The organism is Pseudomonas sp. ICMP 8385 (assembly GCF_002699915.1).
GTDB classification, from domain to species: domain Bacteria; phylum Pseudomonadota; class Gammaproteobacteria; order Pseudomonadales; family Pseudomonadaceae; genus Aquipseudomonas; species Aquipseudomonas gessardii.
Genome location: NZ_LKBY01000157.1, coordinates 23,732 through 43,638, shown reverse-complemented (window position 1 = coordinate 43,638; position 19,907 = coordinate 23,732). Strand labels below are relative to the sequence as shown.

Annotated in this window: 18 protein-coding genes; 10 read left to right on the top strand and 8 right to left on the bottom strand. The window is 61.3% G+C overall.

Going from position 1 to position 19,907, the window contains the following annotated elements; translation table 11 throughout:
- Nucleotides 1-14 precede the first annotated feature (14 nt).
- From AO268_RS30235 to AO268_RS30225, 3 genes are read left to right on the top strand one after another with little or no spacing between them, the layout of a single operon-like run.
- Nucleotides 15-929 carry a PLP-dependent cysteine synthase family protein gene (locus tag AO268_RS30235; RefSeq protein ID WP_076961188.1) on the top strand — a complete coding sequence of 305 codons (915 nt, stop codon included), beginning with the start codon at nt 15-17 and terminating at the stop codon, nt 927-929.
- Nucleotides 930-953: 24 nt separating this feature from the next.
- The gene (locus AO268_RS30230) at nt 954-1,946 is read left to right on the top strand and encodes a serine O-acetyltransferase (RefSeq protein ID WP_076961187.1); all 993 of its coding nucleotides are present in this window, start codon (nt 954-956) and stop codon (nt 1,944-1,946) included.
- 2 nt (nt 1,947-1,948) lie between these two features.
- Entirely contained in the window at nt 1,949-2,677 is a 729-nt protein-coding gene (locus tag AO268_RS30225) for an alanyl-tRNA editing protein (protein WP_076961186.1), read from the top strand.
- A gap of 36 nt (nt 2,678-2,713) precedes the next feature.
- On the opposite strand, the gene AO268_RS30220 is transcribed toward AO268_RS30225, so the two are convergent.
- From AO268_RS30220 to AO268_RS30190, 7 genes are all read right to left on the bottom strand, one after another.
- Nucleotides 2,714-3,589 carry a hypothetical protein gene (locus AO268_RS30220; RefSeq protein ID WP_130898190.1) on the bottom strand — a complete coding sequence of 292 codons (876 nt, stop codon included), beginning with the start codon at nt 3,587-3,589 and terminating at the stop codon, nt 2,714-2,716.
- 269 nt (nt 3,590-3,858) lie between these two features.
- Nucleotides 3,859-5,343, bottom strand: coding sequence for a 2-methylcitrate dehydratase (prpD, locus tag AO268_RS30215; RefSeq protein WP_099170736.1), 1,485 nt, complete (start codon nt 5,341-5,343; stop codon nt 3,859-3,861).
- A gap of 189 nt (nt 5,344-5,532) precedes the next feature.
- A complete protein-coding gene (gene prpF, locus AO268_RS30210) occupies nt 5,533-6,717 on the bottom strand; it encodes a 2-methylaconitate cis-trans isomerase PrpF (RefSeq protein WP_076961183.1) in 1,185 nt (394 codons plus the stop codon).
- Between the two features lie 11 nt (nt 6,718-6,728).
- Nucleotides 6,729-9,323: a Fe/S-dependent 2-methylisocitrate dehydratase AcnD gene (gene acnD, locus AO268_RS30205; RefSeq protein WP_099170735.1), complete on the bottom strand. Its 2,595-nt coding sequence runs from the start codon at nt 9,321-9,323 to the stop codon at nt 6,729-6,731.
- A gap of 187 nt (nt 9,324-9,510) precedes the next feature.
- Entirely contained in the window at nt 9,511-10,638 is a 1,128-nt protein-coding gene (gene prpC, locus AO268_RS30200) for a bifunctional 2-methylcitrate synthase/citrate synthase (RefSeq protein WP_076961181.1), read from the bottom strand.
- A gap of 41 nt (nt 10,639-10,679) precedes the next feature.
- Nucleotides 10,680-11,573 carry a methylisocitrate lyase gene (gene prpB / locus AO268_RS30195; protein ID WP_029298299.1) on the bottom strand — a complete coding sequence of 298 codons (894 nt, stop codon included), beginning with the start codon at nt 11,571-11,573 and terminating at the stop codon, nt 10,680-10,682.
- On the bottom strand, nt 11,570-12,280 hold the full coding sequence (locus AO268_RS30190; protein WP_076961180.1) for a GntR family transcriptional regulator: 711 nt from the start codon (nt 12,278-12,280) through the stop codon (nt 11,570-11,572). The genes prpB and AO268_RS30190 overlap by 4 nt, the downstream gene beginning before the upstream one ends.
- Nucleotides 12,281-12,552: 272 nt before the next feature.
- Between AO268_RS30190 and rloA the strand changes: the two genes are divergently transcribed.
- The 6 genes from rloA to AO268_RS30160 all read left to right on the top strand — a co-directional run bounded on the left by rloA (nt 12,553) and on the right by AO268_RS30160 (nt 17,980).
- Complete coding sequence (gene rloA, locus AO268_RS30185) at nt 12,553-13,089, top strand: retropepsin-like aspartic peptidase RloA (RefSeq protein WP_076961179.1); 537 nt, start codon at nt 12,553-12,555, stop codon at nt 13,087-13,089.
- A gap of 5 nt (nt 13,090-13,094) precedes the next feature.
- Nucleotides 13,095-14,627, top strand: a complete 1,533-nt coding sequence (rloB, locus tag AO268_RS30180; protein WP_076961178.1) for an osmotic stress tolerance membrane protein RloB — start codon at nt 13,095-13,097, stop codon at nt 14,625-14,627.
- Nucleotides 14,627-15,613 (top strand): alpha-L-glutamate ligase-like protein, encoded by a 987-nt coding sequence (locus AO268_RS30175; RefSeq protein ID WP_076961177.1) that lies wholly within the window; start codon nt 14,627-14,629, stop codon nt 15,611-15,613. The genes rloB and AO268_RS30175 overlap by 1 nt, the downstream gene beginning before the upstream one ends.
- Before the next feature lie 113 nt (nt 15,614-15,726).
- Complete coding sequence (gene pabB / locus AO268_RS30170; protein ID WP_099170734.1) at nt 15,727-17,070, top strand: aminodeoxychorismate synthase component I; 1,344 nt, start codon at nt 15,727-15,729, stop codon at nt 17,068-17,070.
- Nucleotides 17,071-17,321: 251 nt separating this feature from the next.
- Nucleotides 17,322-17,624: a type II toxin-antitoxin system HigB family toxin gene (locus AO268_RS30165; RefSeq protein ID WP_076961175.1), complete on the top strand. Its 303-nt coding sequence runs from the start codon at nt 17,322-17,324 to the stop codon at nt 17,622-17,624.
- Entirely contained in the window at nt 17,624-17,980 is a 357-nt protein-coding gene (locus AO268_RS30160; RefSeq protein ID WP_076961174.1) for a helix-turn-helix domain-containing protein, read from the top strand. Before AO268_RS30165 ends, AO268_RS30160 begins: the two co-directional genes overlap by 1 nt.
- 104 nt (nt 17,981-18,084) lie before the next feature.
- Here AO268_RS30160 and thrH read toward each other — a convergent pair whose 3' ends face one another.
- Complete coding sequence (thrH, locus tag AO268_RS30155; protein WP_029298307.1) at nt 18,085-18,702, bottom strand: bifunctional phosphoserine phosphatase/homoserine phosphotransferase ThrH; 618 nt, start codon at nt 18,700-18,702, stop codon at nt 18,085-18,087.
- Between the two features lie 154 nt (nt 18,703-18,856).
- Here thrH and AO268_RS30150 point away from each other — a divergent pair, with 154 nt between their 5' ends.
- A complete protein-coding gene (locus tag AO268_RS30150) occupies nt 18,857-19,591 on the top strand; it encodes a phosphoadenylyl-sulfate reductase (protein ID WP_099170733.1) in 735 nt (244 codons plus the stop codon).
- Nucleotides 19,592-19,907: the final 316 nt, after the last annotated feature.

Sequence of the window (19,907 nt, the reverse complement as noted above, 5' to 3'; positions counted from 1 at the left end):
GGGGGACTTATCCAATGCTGCATAACTCCATACTCGACGCCATTGGCCAGACACCCATCGTGCGCCTGGCCCAATTCTCCGAAGACCTCGGCATCGAAGTCTTCGCCAAGCTTGAATCCCTGAACCCGGGCGGTAGCCACAAGGCGCGGATCGCCCTGGGCATGATCCTCGACGCCGAGCGCCGGGGCATCCTGATTCGTGATTCGGGGCAAACCATCATCGAGCCCAGCGGTGGCAACACCGGCATCGGCCTGGTCATGGCCGGCAACGTGCTGGGCTACAAAGTGGTGCTGGTGATTCCCGACAACTACAGCCCCGACAAGCAAAAGCTGCTGCGCCTGTATGGCGCCAAGGTGGTGCTGTCGGACAGCCGCCTGGGCAACAACTCCCATGGCGAAAAGTGCATGGAGTTGCAGCTGGAGAACCCCAGCTTCGTCATGCTCAACCAGCAGCGCAACGGCGCCAATCCCCAGACCCACCGCGACACTACCGCCCCGGAAATCCTCCGCGCCTTTGGCGAGCGCCAGGTCGACTACTTTGTCAGCGGTATCGGTACCGGGGGCCATATCACCGGGATCGGTGAAACCCTCAAGGCCGCCTGGCCACGGATCCGCGTGATGGGGGTGGAGCCCGAGGAATGCGACCTGCTCAGCGACCGCCATGCGCCCCACCATATCCAGGGCCTGTCCATCGGCCTGATCCCGAGCATTCTCAACCTGGACGTGCTCGACGGCATGCTCAAGGTTTCGCGCCTCGACTGCCTGGAAATGATGAAACGCATCATGCGTACCGATGCCATCAGCCTGGGGCTGTCGTCGGCCGCCAATATGGTAGCCATCGCCAGGCTCGCCCCGGAACTGCCCACCGACACCGTCGTCCTGACCATGGTGTACGACAGCGCCGACAGTTATCTGCCCTGTTTCGAATAACGACAATTTACGGGGGTGCCTTCCATGGGAGGCTTTATCGACATGCAACAACTGCACGATGAGTTGCTGACCCACCTCATCAAGACCCTCTCGCCGGCGCAGATGGCACAGTTGCAGCCACACCTGGCGGCGCTGATCCAGCCGGCGGCGCAGGAAGTGGCCGAGGACCTGATCGCCTATGCCTGGCGCGATCCGGCGTCCAGGGGCCGGGGCGAGCTGATCCTGGAGTCCTATGCCTCATTCAAGGCCGTGCTGTATTACCGGCTGGCGCATCGGGTATGGCATTTTTCCGACCCGCTCCACGGCCAGTTCTGCGCCATCGCGCTGACCTTGAGCAACCAGGGCAAGATCCTGTCCGGCGCCGAAATTCACCCGGCCGCCCGCATTGGCCGGCGCTTTGTCCTGGATCATGGCTTCGGCACGGTGATCGGCGAAACCTGCGAGATCGGCAATGACTGCTACATCCTGTGTGGTGTGACCCTCGGCGCCCGGGGCATCGCCAACAACCCGGACGGCAAGCGCCACCCACGGCTGGGCAACAACGTGGAGGTCGGCGCGGGCGCCAGGGTGCTGGGCTATGTGCTGATTGGCGACAACGTGTTTATCAGCCCCTCCTGTGTCATTACCCAGGATGTGCCCGCAGGAACCAAGGTCAAGGTGGTCAACCAGATCCAGTTGCAGAAAAACGACGAGGCAGACGCCAGCCATTACCTTGGGGCGTTTGCCCTCGACGAACGCCTGCATGTGGTCGGCGAAGTCAACACCAGCCACCGGGTCACGGTGCTGGATGCGGACTTCCATCCGTTGTCCAGCCTGGTGCTGGAGCCCACGGTCAAGGAGCGTCATCACCTGCAATTCCGCCTGCGCACCCTGCAGGCCCCCAGCTATCCCCCGCGCCTGCCCCTGAACCTGAAAGTGTGCGGGCCGAAGTTCGAGGTCACCCTGCTTTCCCCGCCCGGGTTGAGCGCAATGGTGCGACGCCTGCTGCAAACCAGCCCACTGATCGTTGGAGGATGAACATGTCCGTACACACCATGGAAACCCTGGCGCTGTTCGACAGCGCGCCTTACCAGAACGCCTTCAGCGCCCGGGTGATCGCCGTCAGCGAACAGGGCGTGGCCCTGGAACACACCCTGTTCTACCCCACAGGCGGTGGCCAACCGGGCGACACTGGCTACTTCACCCTGCCGGACGGCAGCCGGGTCAGCGTGACCGGGACCGTGCGCGATCCGGTGCTGCGCTCGATCATCTGGCATCAAGTGGAACACTGCCCCGAATCATTGCGCGCTGGCATACAGGTAGACGCCGGCCTGGACTGGGAACGGCGCTACCAGCACATGAAGATGCACACCTGCCTGCACCTGCTGTGCTCGATCATCGATGCACCGGTGACCGGCTGCAGCATCAGCGCCGACAAGGGCCGCCTGGATTTCGACCTGCCGGAAATGACCCTCGACAAAGAAAGCATCACCCGCGACCTCAATGCCTTGATCGAGCAGGCCCATGAGGTCAAGTCGCTGTCGATGCCAGCGTCCGAATATTCCACCCTGCTACAGATCACCCGCACCCAAGCGGTCGCGCCCCCAGTGATCCAGGGCGCGGTACGGGTGATTGAAATTGCCGGCATCGATATCCAGCCGTGTGGCGGCACCCATGTGGTCAATACCGAGGAAATCGGCCGGGTGTTCTGCGAGAAAATCGAGAAAAAGAGCAAGCATAACCGGCGGGTGATCTTGCGGTTTGAATGATGCCACCAGCAGTCGATAGACCGCTTATGGTGTCCATCACTTCGCCATCGCACTGATCTGCTTACTCAATTGCGCGATTTGCTGTTGCAGTTGGGTAATCACCTGAGTGAATTCACTCATCATTTGATCAATGCGAGTACGCAGCTGCTCGTTCTCGCGCAGAAGATCGTCAACGCTGCGGGTCGCCGCCGTTGGCTCAGTGGGCTGAGCCGATGGCGTGGAATCCCGGGTGCTGGATGCTTGCTCAGTTGACCCAGTGTCCGACGGGGCATCGCTACCCGTCTTTGAAGCCGAGGTAGCGCTATCAGCCCTCGAAGCCGGGGTATCGCTATCAGTCTTCGACGCCGGGGTATCGGCAGGCGTCTGACTTGCAGAGGTATCCGCCCCTCCCATTTTCTGAGTCAACCCCTGAATCTGCTCTTGCAGCTTGCCAACCACCGCAGTGAACTGGGTTTGCAGCCGCCCAACCGTCTCGCGCAATTGATCGTTTTCGGCAGTCAATTGCTCCAGATTACGAGGCGTATCTTGCCCGGACACCGGTGTACTGCCTTCTGAACGGGCAGGCGCTTCAGATGACACACGGCTCTGTTGCGCCTCTGGACTGTCACTGACACTTTGATTCGATGGGGAACCCGATTTTTCCGAGGCCTTCATAGTATTGAATTGTTGAGTCAGATCAGCCACTTGCTTCTGAAGCTGCCTGATTACGGGCGAGAACTGAGCAACCAACTGGCTAAGTTTTTCGCTCAGTTGATTGTTTTCCTTGGACAATTGTGCAAGCCGCGCCGGGTCAGTATTGACCGGGGATGACGGTGAGTTGACCAGGGCTTTATGTGCCGCGAACTGCCCGCGCTGCTGGGCAGTCATTGGCTGACGAGGTGAGGCTGAATCTGCCTGGGCCTGCGAGGACATAGGCGCTTCAGCGCTCGTGCTGAGCGGGCGCTGGCTTGGGGGGCATTTCATAGGGATGGCGGGCCGCGTACGGCTGATAATTTACGCTAGTCATGAAGAACCTCTCAGATTCCGGTGTTTGGCTCACAGGTCTTGCTGGCCAGACGACTCTGTATTACAGGTCATCTGGCTATCTGATTGGCATTTATCGGAATACGGTTCCTAAGAGAGGTAGGCCGTACGCATAGCAAGATATGTCAATTTCAACGTCATCCTTCTCCGCCGGGCCTTCAGATCACCCAAAGCGCCACAAATCGGCTCACCGACGTCGCCTCAAGCCGTGCCTGGTCCTTGCACAACGCAAAGATCTCGGCACTGCGCTGGGCGGTAAACCGCGTGGCCAGGTTGGCCTTGAACTTGTCTTCCAGCAAGGGAATGCCATCTGCCCGGCGCCGACGATGGCCAATCGGGTATTGCACCGCAACCTGCTCGGTGCTCGATCCATCGGTGAAGAACACCTGCACCGCGTTGGCAATGGAGCGCTTGTCAGCTTCCAGGTACTCGCGGCTGTAGCGTGGGTCTTCGACGATCTGCATTTTGCCGCGCAGTTCATCGATGATCGGGTGCGCGGCATGGAACTCATCTTCGTACTGTTCGGCCACCAGGTTGCCAAACGCCAGGGGCACGGCGGTCATGTATTGCAGGCAATGATCGCGGTCGGCGGCATTGGCCAATGGGCCGACCTTGGAAATGATGCGAATGGCCGACTCGTGGGTGGTGATCACGATCCGCTCGATCTCGTGCAAGCGGTGCCTGACCTGCGGGTGCAAGGTCACGGCAGCTTCACAGGCGGTCTGGGCGTGGAATTCGGCGGGAAAGCTGATCTTGAACAGCACGTTTTCCATCACATAGGTGCCATAGGGCTGGGGCAGGCTGAACGTGCGCTTGGCCTCAGGTTTGAGGGCCAGGTCCTGGTTGGTATGGCTGAACAGCACGTCGTAGAACCCCCACTGCGGCGCACTTAGCACGCCGGGGATGCCCATCTCACCACGCATGGCCATGTCCGCCAGGCGTACGCCACGGCTCGACGCATCCCCCGCCGCCCAGGACTTGCGCGACCCGGCATTCGGCGCATGGCGGTAGGTGCGCAGCGCCTGCCCATCGACAAACGCCTGGGACAATGCCGCCAGCAGTTGCTCGCGGTTGGCCCCCATCAACTTGGCGCAGACCGCCGTGGAGGCGACTTTGACCAGCAACACATGGTCGAGGCCGACACGGTTGAAGGCGTTTTCCAGGGCAATCACGCCCTGGATTTCGTGGGCCATGATCATCGCTTCCAGCACGGCCCGCATCGTCAACGGTGCATCGCCATTGGCCACACGCTTTTGCGCAAGGTGATCGGCGACGGCAAGGATGCCGCCGAGGTTATCCGAAGGATGGCCCCATTCGGCGGCGAGCCAGGTGTCGTTGTAATCGAGCCAACGCACGATACAGCCGATGTCCCACGCGGCCTTGACCGGGTCCAGGCGATAGGCCGTACCCGGCACCCGCGCCCCGAACGGCACTACCGTGCCTTCGACAATCGGCCCCAGGTGCTTGGTGCACTCAGGGAAACGCAGGGCCAGCAGGCCACAACCGAGGGTGTCCATCAGGCAGTTGCGGGCGGTGTCCAGGGCATCCGGGGAATCGATGCGGTAGTTGAGGACGTAATCGGCGATGTCCTGCAACACCTGGTCGTAGTCGGGGCGGTTATTCTGGTCGACGTTGGCGCTCATGGCAGTACTCCAAAATAGGTGGGGTGGGTTCCTTCCTCAGGCTCAGGGTTGGTCGTTTGTGGCAGGTCTTACGCCTGCTCTAACTTGATCGTTCCCACGCTCTGCGTGGGAATGCCGCTTGGGACGCTCTGCGTCCAATGGTGACGCAGAGCGTCACCGGATGCGTTACCACGCGGAGCGTGGGAACGATCAGTCGCCGGGGACGCGCACGTAGCCTTCCATCAAGACCCGCGCACTGCGGCTCATGATGGCCTTTTTCACTACCCATTCGCCGTTGACCTGGCTGGCTTCAGCGCCCACACGCAAGGTGCCGGACGGATGCCCGAACCGCACGGCATTGCGTTGCACGCCGCCCGCCGCGAGGTTGACCAAAGTCCCGGAAATCGCCGCCGCCGTGCCAATCGCCACCGCCGCCGTGCCCATCATCGCGTGGTGCAGCTTGCCCATGGACAGCGCCCGCACCAGCAGGTCAACATCACCGGCCTTGATCGCCTTGCCGCTGGAAGCCAGGTAATCCGCAGGCTTGGCCACGAACGCCAGCTTCGGTGTGTGCTGGCGCTGGGCCGCTTCGTCCAGGTGTTTGATCAGGCCCATGCGCAATGCGCCATGGGCGCGCACGGTCTCGAACATCGCCAGGGCTTTGGGATCGCCATTGATCGCGCCTTGCAGCTCGGTGCCGGTGTAGCCGAGGTCTTGCGCGTTGATAAAAATCGTCGGGATCCCCGCGTTGATCAGCGTTGCCTTGAAGGTGCCGACACCCGGCACTTGCAGGTCGTCGATCAGGTTGCCGGTGGGGAACATCGAACCACCGCCGCCCTCTTCTTCGGCTGCCGGGTCGAGGAACTCCAGTTGCACTTCGGCCGCCGGGAAGGTCACGCCATCCAGCTCGAAGTCGCCGGTTTCCTGCACCGCGCCGTCGGTGATCGGCACATGGGCGATGATGGTCTTGCCGATATTCGCCTGCCACACCCGCACTACGGCCACGCCGTTCTGGGGGATGCGGCCGGGATCCACCAGGCCGGCGCTGATGGCGAACGCGCCGACCGCCGCCGACAGGTTGCCGCAGTTGCCACTCCAGTCGACAAAGGGCTTGTCGATGGACACCTGGCCAAACAGGTAGTCCACATCGTGATCCGCGCGGGTGCTCTTGGCGAGGATCACGGTCTTGCTGGTGCTGGACGTGGCGCCGCCCATGCCATCGATCTGTTTGTCATAGGGGTCGGGGCTGCCGATCACCCGCAACAGCAAGGCATCGCGGGCAGCACCCGGCACCTGCGCCGCTTCGGGCAGGTCCTTGAGGCTGAAAAACACGCCCTTGCTGGTGCCGCCACGCATGTACGTGGCAGGGATTTTGATTTGCGCTGCATGTGCCATGGTTTACCTCTTCAGGCGGTCGTCGCCGATTCCAGGAAGTCCTGGGCAAAACGTTGCAATACGCCGCCCGCCTCGTAGATCGACACTTCTTCGGCGGTGTCCAGGCGGCAGGTCACCGGCACTTCGACACGTTCGCCAGTCTTGCGGTTGATCACCAGGGTCAACTGCGCACGCGGGGTACGCTCGCCGAGCACGTCATAGGTTTCGCTGCCATCGATCTGCAGGGTCTTGCGGTCGGTGCCCGGCAAAAACTCCAGGGGCAACACGCCCATGCCGACCAGGTTGGTGCGATGGATGCGCTCGAAGCCTTCGGCGGCAATCGCTTCCACACCGGCCAGGCGTACGCCCTTGGCCGCCCAGTCGCGGGACGAACCCTGGCCATAGTCGGCGCCGGCAATGATGATCAGCGGCTGCTTGCGCTCCATGTAGGTTTCGATGGCTTCCCACATCCGCGTGACCTGGCCTTCCGGCTCGATGCGCGCCAGGGAGCCCTGCTTGACCTTGCCGTTTTCCTGGACCATTTCATTGAACAGCTTGGGGTTGGCAAAGGTCGCACGCTGGGCGGTCAAGTGGTCGCCGCGGTGGGTTGCATAGGAGTTGAAGTCGACTTCCGGCAAGCCCATTTTCGCCAGGTATTCGCCGGCGGCGCTATCGAGCATGATGGCGTTGGACGGCGACAGGTGGTCGGTGGTGATGTTGTCCGGCAGCACCGCCAGCGGGCGCATGCCCTTGAGCGGACGCGCGCCGGCCAGGGCGCCTTCCCAGTACGGCGGGCGGCGGATGTAGGTGCTCTGCGGGCGCCAGTCGTACAGCGGCGCGACTTTCGGACCGGTGTCTTCATGGATGGCGAACATTGGGATATAGACCTGGCGGAACTGCTCAGGCTTGACCGACGCCTTGACCACCGCGTCGATTTCCTCGTCGCTCGGCCAGATGTCCTTCAAGCGGATTTCCTTGCCGGTCGCGTCCAGGCCCAGCACATCCTTTTCGATATCGAAACGGATAGTGCCGGCAATCGCGTAGGCCACCACCAGCGGTGGCGAGGCCAGGAACGCTTGCTTGGCGTACGGGTGGATGCGCCCGTCGAAGTTACGGTTACCCGAGAGCACGGCGGTGGCGTACAGGTCGCGGTCGATGATTTCCTGCTGGATCACCGGGTCGAGTGCACCGGACATGCCGTTGCAGGTGGTGCAGGCAAAGGCGACAACGCCAAAGCCCAACTGCTCCAGTTCGCTGGTCAGCCCGGCTTCGTCGAGGTACATGGCCACGGTTTTCGAGCCCGGGGCCAGGGACGACTTGACCCACGGCTTGCGGGCCAGCCCGAGCTGGTTGGCATTGCGCGCCAGCAGGCCGGCAGCGATCACGTTGCGCGGGTTGCTGGTGTTGGTGCAGCTGGTAATGGCGGCGATGATCACCGCGCCATCAGGCATTTGCCCCGGTACGTTGTCCCATTGCCCGGAAATGCCCTTGGCCGCTAGGTCGCTGGTGGCCACACGGGCGTGCGGGTTGCTGGGGCCGGCCATATTGCGCACGACGCTGGACAGGTTGAAGCTCAAGCCACGCTCGTATTGCGCACCCTTGAGGTCATCGGCCCACAGGCCGGTGTGCCGGGCGTACTGCTCGACCAGGGCAACTTGTGCGTCTTCGCGCCCGGTGAGCTTGAGGTAGGCAATGGTCTGTGCGTCGATATAGAACATCGCCGCCGTGGCGCCATATTCCGGGGCCATGTTGGAGATGGTGGCGCGGTCGCCCAGGGTCAGGGCCGAGGCGCCCTCGCCGAAGAACTCCAGCCAGGCACCGACGACTTTCTGCTGGCGCAGGAACTCGGTCAGGGCCAGCACCATATCGGTGGCGGTGATGCCCGGCTGCAGCTTGCCCGTCAGCTCGACACCCACGCTTTCCGGCAGGCGCATCCACGACGCGCGGCCAAGCATCACGCTCTCGGCTTCCAGGCCGCCGACGCCGATGGCGATCACGCCCAGGGCGTCGACGTGGGGGGTGTGGCTGTCGGTGCCGACGCAGGTATCCGGGAAGGCCACGCCGTCACGCACCTGGATCACCGGGGACATTTTCTCCAGGTTGATCTGGTGCATGATGCCGTTGCCCGGCGGGATCACATCGACGTTTTTGAAAGCCTTTTTGGTCCACTCGATAAAGTGGAAACGGTCTTCGTTGCGGCGGTCTTCGATGGCGCGGTTTTTCTCGAAGGCCTGTGGGTCGAAACCACCGGCCTCGACGGCCAGGGAGTGGTCGACGATCAGTTGGGTCGGCACCACCGGGTTGACCTGGGCCGGGTCGCCGCCTTGCAGGGCGATGGCGTCACGCAGGCCGGCGAGGTCTACCAGGGCGGTCTGGCCAAGGATGTCATGGCACACCACACGGGCCGGGAACCACGGGAAATCGAGGTCGCGCTTGCGTTCGATCAACTGGCTCAGGGAAGCGTTGAGGGTCGCCGGATCGCAGCGACGCACCAGGTTCTCGGCGAGCACGCGGGAGGTGTAAGGCAGCGTGGCGTAGGCACCGGGGGTGATGGCCTCGACCGCCGCACGGGCGTCGAAGTAATCCAGGCGGCTGCCGGGGAGCGGTTTGCGAAATTCAGTGTTCATCGTCAGGACTCGGTCACGGTAGGTTCACAGGGCGAACTGTCGACACTGGCCTGGCTTTTTTGTGGGAGCGGGCTTGCCCGCGATAGCGGTATGTCAGCCGACAGGGATGCTGGCTGACAGTCAGTCATCGCGGGCAAGCCCGCTCCCACAGAGAAGCACAATCGCCAGTGTGCTCGGCTCATCCCACTCAGCGACGTTCGATTGGCACGAACTTGCGCTGTTCGACGCCGATGTACTCGGCGCTTGGACGGATGATGCGGTTGTTGGCACGCTGCTCAAACACATGCGCCGCCCAGCCGGTGAGGCGCGAGCAGACGAAGATCGGGGTGAACAGTTTGGTCGGGATGCCCATGAAGTGGTACGCCGAGGCATGGTAGAAGTCAGCGTTGGGGAACAGTTTCTTCTGTTCCCACATGGTCTTGTCGATGGCTTCGGAGACCGGGAACAGCACCTTGTCGCCCACTTCATCAGCGAGTTTTTTCGACCAGCCCTTGATCACTTCATTGCGCGGGTCGTTGTCTTTATAGATCGCGTGGCCAAAGCCCATGATCTTGTCCTTGCGCGCCAGCATGCCAAGGGTGCCTTTTACGGCCTCTTCGGCCGAGGAGAAACGCTCGATCATTTCCATCGCCGCTTCGTTGGCGCCGCCATGCAGCGGGCCGCGCAGCGAACCGATGGCGGCGGTGACGCAGGAATACAGGTCGGACAGGGTCGAGGCACACACACGAGCGGTGAAGGTCGAGGCGTTGAATTCGTGCTCGGCGTAGAGGATCAGCGACACGTTCATGACTTTTTCATGCAGCTGGCTCGGCTTCTTGCCATGCAGCAGGTGCAGGAAATGCCCACCGATGCTCGGCTCGTCGGTCACGCAGTCGATGCGCTGGCCGTCATGGCTGAAGCGATACCAGTAGCACATGATCGCCGGGAAGGCGGCCAGCAGGCGGTCGGTGACATCGCGTTGCACGCTGAAGTCTTGTTCCGGCTCGATATTGCCCAGGAACGAGCAACCGGTGCGCATCACGTCCATCGGGTGGGCGTCGGCGGGGATGCGCTCCAGCACTTCCTTGAGCGCCTGGGGCAGGTCACGCAGCTTGCTCAGCTTGGCGCTATAGGCCGCCAGCTCGGCCTTGCTCGGCAATTCGCCGTACAACAGCAGGTAGGCGACTTCTTCAAACTGCGCATCGGCAGCCAGTTCACGCACGTCGTAGCCGCGATAGGTCAGGCCGGCACCGGCCTGGCCCACGGTGGACAATTCTGTCTGCCCGGCCACCTGGCCACGCAGGCCGGCGCCACTCAGTACTTTTGCTTCAGCCATGGTTCTTCTCCAATTTTGTAGTTATCTGGGAGGCGCTGCGCTTATTTCTTGGCGGCGAACAGCGCGTCGAGCTTCTGCTCGAAGGTGTGGTAGTCGATGCGATCGTAAAGCTCCATGCGGGTTTGCATGGTGTCGATCACGTTCTGTTGGGTGCCGTCGCGACGGATCGCGGTGTAGACATTCTCGGCGGCCTTGTTCATGGCGCGGAACGCCGACAGCGGGTACAGCACGATGGAAACATCGGCAGATTTCAACTGTTCGGTGGTGTACAGCGGGGTCGCGCCGAATTCCGTGATATTGGCCAAGATCGGGGCTTTGACTCGTGAAGCGAACAGCTTGTACATCTCAAGCTCGGTGATGGCTTCCGGGAACACCATGTCGGCGCCCGCCTCGATGCACGCGGCGGCACGTTCCAGGGCCGACTCCAGGCCTTCCACGGCCAGGGCGTCGGTGCGCGCCATGATCACGAAGCTGTCATCGGTGCGGGCATCCACGGCGGCCTTGATGCGGTCGACCATTTCCTGCTGGGACACAATCTCTTTGTTCGGACGATGGCCGCAGCGCTTGGCGCCCACCTGGTCCTCGATATGGATCGCGGCGGCGCCGAACTTGATCATCGACTTGACGGTGCGCGCCACGTTGAACGCCGAGGAGCCGAAACCGGTGTCCACGTCCACCAGCAGCGGCAGGTCGCACACATCGGTGATACGGCGCACATCGGTCAGCACATCATCCAGGCCGGTGATGCCCAGGTCCGGCACGCCCAGGGAGCCCGCGGCGACCCCGCCACCAGACAGGTAAATCGCCTTGAAACCGGCGCGCTTGGCCAGCAGCGCGTGGTTGGCGTTGATCGCGCCGACCACTTGCAGGGGGTGTTCGCTGGCGACCGCATCACGGAAACGCTGGCCTGGGGTGCTGTTTTTATAGGAACTCATGACTCACCTCTCGAGGGGGCGCCGTCGGGGAAGTGACGGGCGATATTGCGTTTGGACGCGCCGATATGGCGGCGCATCAACAGCTCGGCCAGTTCACCGTCGCGATCGGCAATCGCGTCCAGAATGCGGTGATGCTCGGCAAATGCCTGGCGTGGACGATTGGGGGTGGCGGAGAACTGGATGCGGTACATGCGCACCAGTTGATACAGCTCGCCACACAACATCTGGGTCAAGGTGCGGTTACGCGCGCCCTGGATGATCCGGTAATGAAAGTCGAAGTCGCCTTCCTGCTGGTAGTAGCCAACACCGGCCTGGAACGCGGCATCGCGCTCATGGGTGTGCAGGACCTGGCGTAGTTCCTCGATTTCTTCGTCAGTCATGCGCTCGGCGGCCAGGCGGCAGGCCATGCCTTCGAGGGACTCGCGGATTTCGTAGAGTTCCACCAGCTCAGCTTCGCTCAGGGACACCACCCGCGCGCCGACATGGGGCACGCGCACCAGCAGGCGCTGGCCTTCCAGGCGGTGGATCGCCTCGCGCAACGGGCCACGGCTGATGCCGTAGGTGCGCGCCAGCTCCGGCTCCGAAATCTTGCTGCCGGGGGCAATCTCGCCCTTGACGATGGCGGCCTGGATACGACGGAAAACGTTCTCGGACATCGTTTGGGAATCGTCCTGCCCTGCTACCGGAATTTCCAGCTGATCCAGCATGATTGTCGACACCTTTAAAAGCAATGCCGCAAAAACTAGCCAATACGCCCAGGATAGTCAAAGAATAAATGCACATTGTCGACAATCGTCTAATAACCCAGCTTATGCCTATTAGGGCATGGCCGGCTGCCAGCGCTGGCGCCAGATAACCTTCATGTTAGAATGCCCGCCGCATTTGCCTGACATCTCTTGATGAAAAGGCGCACGAGGGAGCTTGCGCAGTAATGCCAGTCGCCTTGAATCAAACATCGCACTGCACCGCCTCAGGATTTATGAGACTCAAGCCCTTCCCCCTATTGTTCTGCCTACTGTTGCTTCCGGGCCTTGGCCTCGCTGCCGAGAAGACCGTGTATGGCCTCAATGAATACGCCAAGCTGGCGGGCATTGACCTGGAAGTCGCCGCCAAGCTCGACACCGGCGCCAAGACCGCGTCCCTGAGCGCCCGGGATATCAAGCGCTTCAAGCGCAATGGTGAATCCTGGGTGCGTTTCTACCTGGCCATCGATACCGCCCATTCGCACCCCATCGAGCGCCCCCTGGCCCGCGTCAGCAAGATCAAGCGCCGCGCCGGTGACTACGACCCCGATGAGGACAAGAACTACACCGCCCGTCCGGTGATCGCCCTGGAGATCTGCATGGGCACCGCTTTACGCAGCATCGAAGTGAACTTGACTGACCGCAGCGCCTTCCAATACCCGCTGCTGATCGGCTCCGAAGCCTTGAAACGCTTTGATGCGCTGGTCGACCCCAGTCTTAAATACGCAGCGGGCAAACCTGCCTGCGCCACCGACGCTCATACCGCCGAGTAATTCCAATGCGCTCTCTTACTATGCACCTGAAGATTTTGATCGCCGTCCTGGTGGTACTGGGCATTTCGGTCACGGCCTATCAGATCCTCGTCCTCGGCATCCCGGTGACCGAAGACGCCACTGACGACCTGTGGAACATCGACGCCAAGGTCGAGTTCGTGGCCAACGCCAAGGACCCGGTGAAAGTCCAGATGTTCGTGCCGCCCCTGAGCCGCGACTTTGTCAGCCTCAATGAGAGCTTTATCTCCAATAACTACGGGGTGAGCGTCAACCGCATCGACGGCAACCGCAAGGTCACCTGGTCGGCCCGCCGCGCCAAGGGCAACCAGACCCTCTACTACCGCCTGGTGCTGACCAAGCGCTACAGCGGCGAAAAGCTCAAGGTCAAGGGCCCGACCTTCCGCGACAGCATCGCCGTGGAAGGCCCGGAAAAAGTCGCCGCCGAGGCCCTGCTGGCGCCGATCCGCCAGCACTCGGCCGACGTCGAGACCTTTATCAGCGAAGCCATCAAGCGCACCAACAACCTCAACGACGACAACGTCAAGCTGCTGCTGGCGGGCGACCCGTCCACGCCGCACAAGGCCAAGATCGTCGAACTGCTGCTGTCCATTGCCCATGTGCCGGTAGAAAAAGTCCACACCCTGCGCCTGGTGGCCGACCAGCCGCAAACCCCGGAGCTGTGGCTGCGTAGCTTCAATGGCAACGACTGGCTGTACTTCAACCCGGAAACCGGCGAACAGGGCCTACCCTCCGACCGCCTGCTGTGGTGGACCGGCGATGAAAACCTGATCACCGTCGATGGCGGCAAGAAAGCCGCCGTGACCTTCAGCCTGAACAACAGCGAGATGAACGCGATCCGCCTGGCCAAGCTGACGGACGAGAACACCGACGCCAACTTCCTCGAATACTCGCTCTACGGCCTGCCGCTGCAAACCCAGCAGACCTTCATGATCATGGTGATGATCCCGATTGGCGTGCTGGTGATCCTGATCCTGCGCAACCTGATCGGCCTGCAGACCCTGGGCACGTTCACCCCGGTGTTGATCGCCCTGGCATTTCGCGAGACCCAACTGGGCTTTGGCATTGTGCTGTTCACGGTGATTACGGCGCTCGGGCTGTCCCTTAGGTCCTACCTGGAGCACTTGAAGCTGCAGATGCTGCCGCGGTTGTCGGTGGTGCTGACCTTCGTCGTGGTGCTGATCGCCGCCATCAGCCTGTTCAGCCACAAGCTGGGCCTGGAACGCGGCCTGTCGGTGGCGCTGTTCCCGATGGTGATCCTGACCATGACCATCGAACGCCTGTCCATTACCTGGGAAGAACGCGGTGGCGGCCATGCGATGAAAGTCGCGATCGGCACCTTGTTCGCCGCGTCCCTGGCCCACATCATCATGAGCGTGCCGGAGCTGATCTACTTCGTGTTCACCTTCCCGGCGATCCTGTTGATCCTGGTGGGCTTTATGCTGGCCATGGGGCGCTATCGTGGCTACCGCCTGACCGAGCTGGTGCGTTTCAAGGCCTTCCTCAAGGCTGATTCGTAATGTTCGGGTTCTGGAAGACCTGGAAAGCCCTCCAAGCGCGGGGCATCATGGGCATCAACCGGCGTAATGCCGACTACGTGCTCAAGTACAACAAGCGCAGCCTGTATCCGATTGTCGATGACAAAATCATCACCAAGGAGCGGGCAATTGCGGCCGGGATCCATGTGCCGGAGATGTACGGGATCATTTCCACCGAGAAAGAAATCGACAAGCTCGACGAAATCATCGGTGGCCGCAGCGACTTCGTGATCAAGCCGGCCCAGGGCGCCGGCGGCGACGGCATCCTGGTGATCGCCGACCGCTTTGAAGGGCGCTATCGCACGGTGTCCGGCAAAATCATCAGCCATGAGGAAATCGAGCACCAGATCTCCAGCATCCTCACCGGCCTGTATTCCCTGGGCGGCCACCGTGACCGCGCACTGATCGAGTACCGGGTGGTGCCCGACCAGATCTTCAAGAGCATCAGCTACGAAGGCGTGCCGGATATCCGCATCATCGTGCTGATGGGCTACCCGGTGATGGCCATGCTGCGCTTGCCGACCCGCCAGTCCGGCGGCAAGGCCAACCTGCACCAGGGCGCGATTGGCGTGGGCGTGGACCTGGCCACCGGCCTGACCCTGCGCGGCACCTGGCTGAACAACATCATCACCAAGCACCCCGACACCACCAACGCGGTGGACGGCGTGCAACTGCCCAACTGGGACGGCTTCATGAAACTCGCCGCCGGCTGCTATGAGCTGTGCGGGCTGGGGTATATCGGCGTGGACATGGTGCTGGACCAGGAAAAGGGCCCGCTGATCCTGGAGCTCAATGCCCGGCCCGGGCTGAACATCCAGATCGCCAACGACTGCGGCCTGACCTTGCGCACCCATGCGGTGGAGGCGCGTCTTGAAGCACTGAAGGCGGCGGGCGTGACGGAAACGGCCGAAGAACGGGTGAAATTTGCCCAGGAAATGTTTGGGCATATTCCGCCGGTGGCAGGCTGAACCCCACACCCGGTCCCGTCCTCCATCCAGCAATCCCCGACATCCCCTCTAGGAGCAAATCCTTGAGGGGACTACAATCCCCTCCCCCGCGCCCATGGCTGATCCACCCTCGCATGTCGACCTGCTCCGTACACCCGCTGCCCTACCATGCCAACCCCGCCGAGTATTTTGCGGCGATTCGCCATGCCCCTGGCGCCGTGCTGCTGGACAGTGGCCGACCGACAGCCAAGCGTGGCCGTTATGACCTGCTCAGCGCCTGGCCGGAAGCAACGCTGGCGGTGTGGCCGGACGAAAGCGGTAGCGACTTTTTGCAACGACTGCGGGAAAACCTGACGCTGCTGGGCGAGGCCAACCTGCCCGCGCCTTATGAACTGCCATTTGCCGGCGGCTTGATCGGCTACCTGAGCTACGATTTTGGCCGTCACCTGGAACGACTGCCCCATCAGGCCATCGACGACATCGGCCTGCCCGATGCACGCTTTGGCCTGTACGCCTGGGCACTGATCAGCGATCACCAGGCACACACCAGCCAATTGGTGTTCCACCCCAAACTGCCGGAAAGCGAACGCCAGCGACTGCTGGCCCTGTTCAGCCAACCTGCCGCTCACCCCACGGCCAGCTTCAAGCTGCACAGCCGGATGACCCCGGACCTGAGCGCCGCCGCCTATGAACAAGCCCTGGCCCGGATCCAGGACTACATCCAGGCCGGTGACTGCTACCAGGTCAACTTCGCCCAACGCTTTCGCGCGGCCTGCAACGGCGATCCCTGGGTCGCCTATTGCGCCCTGCGCGCCGCCTGCCCGACGCCGTTCTCGGGCTTTCAGAGCCTGCCGGATGACGGCGCAGTCGTCAGCCTGTCGCCAGAACGTTTCGTGCGGATCAGCCAGCGCCAGGTGGAAACCCGCCCGATCAAGGGCACCCGCCCTCGCGGGCTGACACCTGAAGAAGATGCAGCCAACGCCGCCGAACTCCTGGCCAGCCCCAAGGATCGCGCGGAGAACCTGATGATCGTCGATCTGCTGCGCAATGACCTGGGCCGCACCTGCCGCACCGGCTCGGTCAAGGTGCCGGAGCTGTTCAGCCTGGAAAGCTACCCCAACGTGCATCACCTGGTCAGCAGCGTCACCGGCGAACTGGCCGACGACAAAGACGCCCTGGACCTGATCGCCGGCAGCTTCCCCGGCGGCTCGATCACCGGCGCACCGAAGATCCGCGCCATGCAGATCATCGACGAACTGGAACCGACCCGGCGCGGGCTGTACTGCGGCTCGCTGCTATACCTTGACGTGCGCGGCGAGATGGACAGCTCCATCGCCATTCGCAGCCTGCTGGTCAAGGACGGCCAGGTCTGTTGCTGGGGTGGCGGCGGGATTGTCGCGGACTCCGAGTGGCAGGCGGAGTATCAGGAGTCGATGACCAAGGTGCGGGTGTTGCTGGAGACACTGGAAAGACTGTAAACGGACCTCCCAGGGAAAGAACCTGAATCAGAACGGCCATGGACAGTATTGGGGCGCAGGGATAGCGTCTGGCTCCAGTATTCCACTAGGCCGTCTGTGAGGGATCACATGGATCGACTGCTTGTTGCCTTTATCGTTTTATCGCTTGCGCCGTTGAAACAAAGTCCATTTCCTACACATCGCACTCCCTGTCAGGGGTTGCAAACCCAGGAAGCGACACCTAATATCTCCCAAATTGGGAGGCCTGATTGATGCGACTGATCGCAAGAGCCGCCTTAAGGGAGTTCTGGGAAAGTCGTCCGGCTTACACCGACTCCAAAACACCACTGGTTGAATGGTATCGCCATATGGAGAAGTCCACCTTTTACACCCCCCAAGACCTGAAGGCGGAGCTTCGCACCGCGAGCATCCTCAAAGGTGGAAGGGTAGTGTTCAATATCGGTGGCAATAAATATCGAGTGATCATGGCGATCGACTACCCGCGGCAACTGGGTTTCATACGGTTTGTTGGCACCCATGCCCAGTACGACCAGATCAACGCGGAGACTGTGTAATGAACATCAAACCTATTCGTACCCCCGAAGACCTGGCCGCCGCACTGGCGCGCGTGGCTCAACTGTGGGGGGCAGAAGTCGGCTCGCCGCAAGGCGATGAGCTGGAAATCCTCGCGCTGCTGATCGAAAAATACGAAGACGAACACTTTCCCATGCCGCCTTCCGATCCGGTGGAAGCAATCAAGTTTCGCATGGACCAACTGGGCCTGACGGCCCGTGACCTGGAACCCTTTATCGGTTCCAGCGGACGTGTATCCGAAGTGCTGAACCACAAGCGCAAGCTGAGCCTGGCCATGATCAAGCGCCTGCACGAGGGTTTGCGCATTCCTTATGAGCGGTTGTTTGAGGGGGCTTGAAGGCCTCATCGCGGGGCCCGCTCCCACATTTTTGACTGTGTTTGCAGAACAAAAATGTGGGAGCGAGCTTGCTCGCGATAAGGCAATCAGCCTCGCTAAATCACTTACAGGCTCAAGGAACGATTTGAAGCCTTGATGAACTCCCGCTTCAAATCCTCAAAGGTATGCACCGCCGGGAATTGCGGGAACTCGCGAATCACGTTTTCCGGCGCATGGAACAGAATCCCACGATCCGCCTCCCCCAGCATGGTGGTGTCGTTGTAGGAATCGCCTGCAGCGATTACCCGGTAGTACAAGGTCTTGAAGGCCAGCACCGACTGGCGCTTGGGGTCTTTCTGGCGCAGTTGATAGCTCACCACCCGGTCATTTTCATCGGTAATCAGGCGGTGGCAAAGCAGGGTCGGAAAGCCCAGCTGGCGCATCAACGGCTGGGAGAACTCATAGAAAGTGTCGGACAGGATCACCACCTGGAAGCGCTCGCGCAGCCAGTCGACGAACTCGATGGCGCCCTCCAGCGGCTTGAGCGTGGCAATCACTTCCTGGATATCCGACAGTTTCAAGCCGTGCTCGTCGAGAATCCGCAGGCGCTGCTTCATCAGTACGTCGTAGTCGGGAATGTCCCGGGTGGTGGCCCGCAAGGATTCAATACCGGTTTTTTCAGCGAAGGCGATCCAGATTTCTGGAACCAGCACCCCTTCCAGGTCGAGACAGGCAATTTCCACAAGACACTCCCATTTGGATTTTTTTTCAGTTGAGCGAGCAAAAGGACTGCCGAACTCTAGCGATTCACGCTGACCGCCGCAACGCAGAGTAGATTTTGTTAACATCGCCCTCCTATAGAGCGCTCAGCGCCACTGACCTGTAGGAACCGTCCTGATGAACCAAGCCTTCGATGTCGCTGAACTCGCCGCGACCTATGCCAACAAGTCCGCCCAGGACATTCTCAAGCTGGCATTCAGCCAGTTCGGCGATGACCTGTGGATTTCCTTCAGCGGTGCCGAGGACGTGGTGCTGGTAGATATGGCCTGGAAGCTCAACAAGAACGTCAAGGTCTTCAGCCTCGACACGGGCCGCCTGCACCCGGAGACCTACCGGTTTATCGAGCAGGTGCGCGACTTCTACAAGATCGATATCGAGCTGATCTCGCCAGACCAGAGCAAGCTGGAACCGTTCGTCAAGGAAAAGGGCCTGTTCAGCTTCTACAAGGACGGCCATGGCGAATGCTGCGGTGTGCGCAAGATCGAACCGCTGCGCCGCAAACTCTCCGGTGTACGCGCCTGGGCCACCGGCCAGCGCCGCGACCAGAGCCCCGGCACCCGCAGCCAGGTGGCGGTCCTGGAAGTCGATAGTGCCTTCTCTACGCCCGAGCGCACCCTCTACAAGTTCAACCCCCTGGCGCAAATGACCAGCGAAGAGATCTGGGGTTATATCCGCATGCTTGAGCTGCCGTACAACAGCCTGCACGAGCGCGGTTTTATCAGCATCGGCTGCGAGCCTTGCACCCGTCCGGTGCTGCCGAACCAGCATGAGCGCGAAGGCCGCTGGTGGTGGGAAGAGGCAACGCAGAAAGAATGCGGGCTGCATGCGGGCAATATCATCAGCAAGGCCTGACCTGGCGACACGGGCTTGTGTGGGGGCGGGCTTGCTCGCGATTGTGGTGTCAGATTAGATGTATTTAACTGATCCACCGCCATCGCGGGCAAGCCCGCTCCCACACAAGCCCGCGCCCACATTTGTTTGCGGCGCATCATGATTTTGTACACACAAACGTAACCAACAGTGCCATTTTTGTGTGCACTTTAAAAATTTCGCACCGAAAAGTTACACCCCTCCTCTGCTAACTTCCTACATCTTCCATTCCTATATTCCCGCAAAAAAATAAATACCTGTTCAAACGGTCAATTTATAGTTGTTTAAATTCAGTCAA

Bases quoted from the DNA above. Each gene is read 5' to 3' on its own strand.
- AO268_RS30235 (WP_076961188.1), top strand. From the start codon at position 15: ATGCTGCATAACTCCATACTCGACGCCATTGGCCAGACACCCATCGTG.
- AO268_RS30230 (WP_076961187.1), top strand. From the start codon at position 954: ATGGGAGGCTTTATCGACATGCAACAACTGCACGATGAGTTGCTGACC.
- AO268_RS30225 (WP_076961186.1), top strand. From the start codon at position 1,949: ATGTCCGTACACACCATGGAAACCCTGGCGCTGTTCGACAGCGCGCCT.
- AO268_RS30220 (WP_130898190.1), bottom strand. From the start codon at position 3,589: ATGTCCTCGCAGGCCCAGGCAGATTCAGCCTCACCTCGTCAGCCAATG.
- prpD (WP_099170736.1), bottom strand. From the start codon at position 5,343: ATGAGCGCCAACGTCGACCAGAATAACCGCCCCGACTACGACCAGGTG.
- prpF (WP_076961183.1), bottom strand. From the start codon at position 6,717: ATGGCACATGCAGCGCAAATCAAAATCCCTGCCACGTACATGCGTGGC.
- acnD (WP_099170735.1), bottom strand. From the start codon at position 9,323: ATGAACACTGAATTTCGCAAACCGCTCCCCGGCAGCCGCCTGGATTAC.
- prpC (WP_076961181.1), bottom strand. From the start codon at position 10,638: ATGGCTGAAGCAAAAGTACTGAGTGGCGCCGGCCTGCGTGGCCAGGTG.
- prpB (WP_029298299.1), bottom strand. From the start codon at position 11,573: ATGAGTTCCTATAAAAACAGCACCCCAGGCCAGCGTTTCCGTGATGCG.
- AO268_RS30190 (WP_076961180.1), bottom strand. From the start codon at position 12,280: ATGCTGGATCAGCTGGAAATTCCGGTAGCAGGGCAGGACGATTCCCAA.
- rloA (WP_076961179.1), top strand. From the start codon at position 12,553: ATGAGACTCAAGCCCTTCCCCCTATTGTTCTGCCTACTGTTGCTTCCG.
- rloB (WP_076961178.1), top strand. From the start codon at position 13,095: ATGCGCTCTCTTACTATGCACCTGAAGATTTTGATCGCCGTCCTGGTG.
- AO268_RS30175 (WP_076961177.1), top strand. From the start codon at position 14,627: ATGTTCGGGTTCTGGAAGACCTGGAAAGCCCTCCAAGCGCGGGGCATC.
- pabB (WP_099170734.1), top strand. From the start codon at position 15,727: ATGTCGACCTGCTCCGTACACCCGCTGCCCTACCATGCCAACCCCGCC.
- AO268_RS30165 (WP_076961175.1), top strand. From the start codon at position 17,322: ATGCGACTGATCGCAAGAGCCGCCTTAAGGGAGTTCTGGGAAAGTCGT.
- AO268_RS30160 (WP_076961174.1), top strand. From the start codon at position 17,624: ATGAACATCAAACCTATTCGTACCCCCGAAGACCTGGCCGCCGCACTG.
- AO268_RS30150 (WP_099170733.1), top strand. From the start codon at position 18,857: ATGAACCAAGCCTTCGATGTCGCTGAACTCGCCGCGACCTATGCCAAC.